4 protein-coding genes and 1 pseudogene are annotated in these 4,633 nt (G+C 65.0%); 2 read left to right on the top strand and 3 right to left on the bottom strand.

The window, feature by feature from the left end:
• Window positions 1-77 precede the first annotated feature (77 nt).
• Complete coding sequence (locus KIT86_RS24260; RefSeq protein ID WP_297403180.1) at window positions 78-1,367, bottom strand: NAD(P)/FAD-dependent oxidoreductase; 1,290 nt, start codon at window positions 1,365-1,367, stop codon at window positions 78-80.
• 230 nt (window positions 1,368-1,597) lie between these two features.
• On the opposite strand from KIT86_RS24260, the gene KIT86_RS24255 reads away from it, so the two are divergent.
• Window positions 1,598-2,224 carry a sigma-70 family RNA polymerase sigma factor gene (locus tag KIT86_RS24255; RefSeq protein ID WP_297403178.1) on the top strand — a complete coding sequence of 209 codons (627 nt, stop codon included), beginning with the start codon at window positions 1,598-1,600 and terminating at the stop codon, window positions 2,222-2,224.
• Window positions 2,221-2,904 (top strand): ChrR family anti-sigma-E factor, encoded by a 684-nt coding sequence (locus KIT86_RS24250; RefSeq protein WP_297403176.1) that lies wholly within the window; start codon window positions 2,221-2,223, stop codon window positions 2,902-2,904. Before KIT86_RS24255 ends, KIT86_RS24250 begins: the two co-directional genes overlap by 4 nt.
• Window positions 2,905-2,940: 36 nt before the next feature.
• Here KIT86_RS24250 and KIT86_RS24245 read toward each other — a convergent pair whose 3' ends face one another.
• Both KIT86_RS24245 and KIT86_RS24240 read right to left on the bottom strand, forming a co-directional pair.
• On the bottom strand, window positions 2,941-3,246 hold the full coding sequence (locus KIT86_RS24245) for a hypothetical protein (RefSeq protein ID WP_297403174.1): 306 nt from the start codon (window positions 3,244-3,246) through the stop codon (window positions 2,941-2,943).
• Between the two features lie 185 nt (window positions 3,247-3,431).
• A pseudogene (locus tag KIT86_RS24240) lies at window positions 3,432-4,579 on the bottom strand (IS3 family transposase); the annotation flags it as partial.
• Window positions 4,580-4,633 lie beyond the last annotated feature (54 nt).

Raw genomic sequence — 4,633 nt, 5'->3', positions numbered from 1 at the left:
GCTGAATGCATGCGGACGCGGGGTCATCCGTCGATGCCGCACGATCCCTTCGTACACCGCGCTGTGCAGTTCCGCGTTCATGCGGCCAATTCCCTGTTGTATGACGACGCGGCGATCGGGCCTGCATCCCAGCGCACGCCCAGCGCTGACGCCACTTCCACTGCACTGCGCACGCCGTCCTCGTGGAAACCCCAACCCCAGTAGGCGCCGGCGAACCACGTGCGATTGACGCCCTGGATCTCCACCTTGCGCAGCTGAGCGGCCACCGACGCGTGCGTGTACACGGGGTGGTGGTACTCCATGCGACGCAGTACCTTGGCCGGGTCGATCGCTTCGCTGCGATTGAGCGTGACCACCAGGGGCAGAGGCGAATCGATGCCCTGCAGCAGGTTCATGCAGTAGCTCACGGTGCATGGTGAGGCTGGAGCGCGCGGAACGAAGGCGTTCCACGCTGCCCATGCCTTGGGCAAGCGCGGCAACAACGTGGCATCCGTATGCAGCACCACGTCATTGGACTGGTAGGGGATTGCGCCGAGGATAGCGCGCTCGCTTTCGCTGGCATCGGCCAACAGTGCCAGTGCCTGATCGCTGTGGCAGGCCAGTACCACCTCATCGAAGCGTTCCACACCGTCATCACTTGCGACCGTCGCCCCGCGATCGTCGCGCCGAACCGCACGTACCGGGCTGTTCAGCCGTTCGTTAACCTGCCAGTAGCGACGCATCGCGCGAACGTACGTGGCCGAGCCGCCACGCACCACGCGCCATTCGGGTCTCTGCTCCGCCTGCAACATCTGGTGATTCGCCATGAACTGAACGAGGTGGCGCGCCGGAAACGACTGGATCTGCGTGGCCGGCGACGACCACAGCGCAGACGCCATCGGCACCAGGTGTTCGTCGCGGAATGCCGTACCGTAGCGGCGCTCGGCAAGCCAGTCGCCCAGGGTGGGGCCCGGGCCCGTGCTGGTGAGCAGGGCCGGTGCCTCGCGATAGAACCGGAACAAGTCGCGCACCAAGCCGATGAAGCGTGGCGACACCAGGTTGCGGCGCTGGCAGAACAAGGTATCCAGTGAGGCGGCGTTGTATTGCAGGCCGCTGGCCTCGCTGTGCACCGAGAAACTCATCTTCGTCGGCTGCGAGGCCACGCCCAGTTCGTCGAACAGCCGTGTCAGCAGTGGGTAATGCACCGGGTTGTGCACGATGAAACCGGTGTCCACCGCGTGGTAGCGGCCATCGAGCTCGATGTCGTGCGTGTGTGTGTGTCCGCCCAGGTAGTCGTTCGCCTCGTACAGCGTCACCTCATGCCGGCGCGACAGCAGCCAGGCCGAAGCAAGGCCCGCAATACCCGATCCGATCACGGCAATCCGCAAGGTTTTCGCTCCGTCTTGTCGAGCCCTGGTCGAGACATCGGTTCAAGGCCGTTCCCGGTCGGGTCGAGTGATGTAGTGGTGTCCTATACGGAAGCGACAGCCAAACGGATGCATATCCGTGCGATGAGTTCGCGATGACGCGAGCCCTCGCGCGGGATCGCTGCATCCGATCGGCCTGGATTTTCGTATGACAGCTGAAAACAGCCGCCACGCCCCGGATTTGCCCTAACATGATCGCCCCCCGGACATTCGGATGCCTGTCGCCGTTCGAGGCGGCGCGAGCCATGTCGAGTACCGAACCCGACGAGAGAAATGCAGGCTACTGGGCGGGCCAGATGGTGTTGTTGGCTCGCCAGCGCGATCGCGCGTGCTTCATGCGCATTTACGACCACTTCGCGCCGCGCGTCCGGCTTTACCTGAAGGGGCTCGGATCGCCCGAAGCCGTTGCGGAAGAGCTGGCCCAGGAAGCGCTCTTGCGGTTGTGGCAGCGCGCCGAACTCTATGACGCCGGACGCGGCGGCTTGTCGACCTGGCTGTTCCGGATCGCCCGGAACCTGCATATCGACCGGGTGCGCAGCGAGCCCCAGTGGGTGCCGGTGCAGGACGCGCTGGAGAGAATGGGCGATCCCGAGGAGGCCGGACCTTCACAGGCTGAAAGTCTTGCCGAATACGCCGACCTCAGGCACCGCATCGAAAAGCTGCCGGCCATGCAGGCCCGCTTGATCCGCATGTCGTATTTCGAAGCCAGATCCCACCAGCAAATCGCCGACGAGCTCGGCATGCCGCTGGGAACGGTGAAATCCACTCTGCGGCGCGCGTTCCTGCGTCTGCAACTCGGCGTACGGGGAGCCGCATGACTCCACAGCATCATCTCAATGAAGCAACCCTGGTCAGTCTTGCCGCCGGCGCCTTGTCGCCCGAGATGACGGCGGTGGCAGCGACCCATGTCGGGGCGTGCAAGCACTGCCGCGGGCTGCTGGCCGATGCCGAACGTATCGGCGGCCTTTTGCTGGGCCAGCAACAGACCACCGGGTTGGATACGGCGCGGCAGGCGCGCCTGCGCAGTGCGATGCTGGATCGCCTCGACGAGTCGCCGCCCGGCCCCGGCGCGGCAACCATCGAGGCACATCCATCTGCCGCGCGCTCCACCGACCCGGATTGCTTGCCGCAGCCGCTGCAAGCGTACTTCGGCCGTTCATGGAACGCCTTGCGCTGGCGCTGGGTCGCACCCGGCGTACACATGATCCGGACTGCGCAGCCCGGCCGGGATACGTTGCTGTTGCTCAGGATCGCGCCGGGCAAGAGCGTGCCCCTCCATGGTCATCGAGGCACCGAGCTGACCCAGATCCTTCGCGGCGCCTACGACGATGTGCTGGGCCGATTCGGCCCCGGTGACGCGGCCGATCTCGACAACGAAACGGAGCACCAGCCGATCACCGCACCGGGCGTGCCGTGCATCTGTGTCGCCGCCCTGGATGCACCGTTGCGCTTCCGGGGCTGGCTGGCAGGCAAGTTGCAGCCGCTGGTTGGCCTTTGAACACGCGCCGGCTCAGCGCCAGTCGTCCGTCTGCGATCAGTGTGTAAGACGCGTGCCCGGATGCCGCGCACCGAACTGCTGCCACAGCGATATCACGCCCACGGCACCCGCCAGACCGAGGGCAATCCACGCGGCGATGTTCGCGCCCGGCAACGTCGATGCCTGTTGCTTGGCAAACACTCCAACCAGGCCCCATACGGCCGCCAGCGCATACCAGGGATTGCCGCGCAGGCGCACCGTCATCGTGAGCAACAAGATGGCCGCCAGCGCAAACAGAACCAGCGTCCAGGGCAGCATGTTCACTGTCGAGAACAGCCGGAATGCCACGACCACCTGGGCCACGTTGTGGACCTGACCCGCTTCGGTGGAAGGGTATGAGTTTGTGATCCGATCTGTCGAGTGATAATTCTCCTCTGGTCTTGGCATTCTTGCACTCTTCATTCTCAATGCTTCTTGCGCCAGTCAGTCTGGCGCGCGTAGCGCGCCAGAAGCGCCAGGTTCGCGGACGCGTCCTCGCCGAGGAACGCTCGTTCGAAGTCGCGCGGCGAACGGTAGCCGAGCGAAGAATGACGCCGGCGTGTGTTGTACCAGCCTTCGATCCAGGCGAAGGTTGCCTGGCGCGCCGCCACACGCGTTCTGAAATGGTTGCGATCCAGTACCTCGCACTCCAGCGTTGCAAAGAAGCTCTCCGCCATCGCATTGTCGTAGGCGTCACCGACCGAACCCAGCGACGGACGCACGCCGAGCTCCTCGCAGCGCTTTCCGAAGGCGATCGAGGTGTACTGGCAGCCGTGATCCGAATGATGGATCACAGCGCGCGGGGTGCGCTGGGCGTAGGCCCTCTCGAGAGCGCTGAGCATCAACTCGGTGCGCAGCGCCCCGCCCATCGCCCAGCCCACGACGCGCCGCGAGAAGGCATCCAGCACCATCGCCAGGTACAGAAAGCCTTCCCAGGTCGGGATGAAGGTCGCATCCGCCACCCACAGACGGTCCGGTTCCGACACCGTGAAGTCCCGATCCACCAGATCCGGCGCCCAGCGCTCGCGTACCTCGCTGACGGTCGTGCACACGAACCGGCGCTTGCTGATACCCCGCAGCCCGGCGGCCTTCATCAGACGCGCCACCCGCTTGCGGCCCACGTGTACCCCATAGGCCTGCTGCAGCTCGGCATGCACTCGCGGGGCACCATAGGTGCCGTACGAGCGCTCGTGAATCGTGTGGATCAGTGCTGTCAGCTCGAGATCCTGCCGGGCATGGCGCGAGCGCGGCCGGTCGTCCCAGGCATAAAAGCCGCTGACCGAAACCTTGAGCAACCGACACATCATCGCTACCGGGTAGTTCGCCTGGTTCGCTCTTACGAATCCGAAGAGCGGCGCGAATTGGGCACGATCTCCTGCGCGAACCAGGCGCTGGCTTTTCCCAGAATGTCACGCTCCAGCCGCAGCCGCTTCACCTCACGCCGCAGCTGCGCCAGCTCCACCTTCTCCTCCGTGCTCAACCCGCCATCGCCGTGGCCCGCATCCCGATCGGCCTGCTTGGCCCAGCGGCTGATCGCCCACGGCGAACAGCCGAACTCGCGCGACAGCTCCGTCAGCGATCGGCCGGCCCGGTGCAGGCGCACCAGCTGTGTCTGGAACTCCTTCGGGTAACGCTTTGCAAACTTTGATTTCGCCATCTCCAGCTCCTCTCTCGTGCACTGTGGTCCCTACACGAAAGCGGGGCAAGATCA

This window comes from Hydrogenophaga sp. (assembly GCF_026125825.1).
Lineage (GTDB): Bacteria > Pseudomonadota > Gammaproteobacteria > Burkholderiales > Burkholderiaceae_C > Hydrogenophaga.
The sequence above is the reverse complement of the archived record's forward strand: the minus strand, read 5'-3'. Positions and strand labels throughout refer to the sequence as shown.

Excerpts from the sequence above, each read along its gene's own strand:
- KIT86_RS24255 (WP_297403178.1), top strand. The coding sequence starts at position 1,598 with ATGATCGCCCCCCGGACATTCGGATGCCTGTCGCCGTTCGAGGCGGCG.
- KIT86_RS24250 (WP_297403176.1), top strand. The coding sequence starts at position 2,221 with ATGACTCCACAGCATCATCTCAATGAAGCAACCCTGGTCAGTCTTGCC.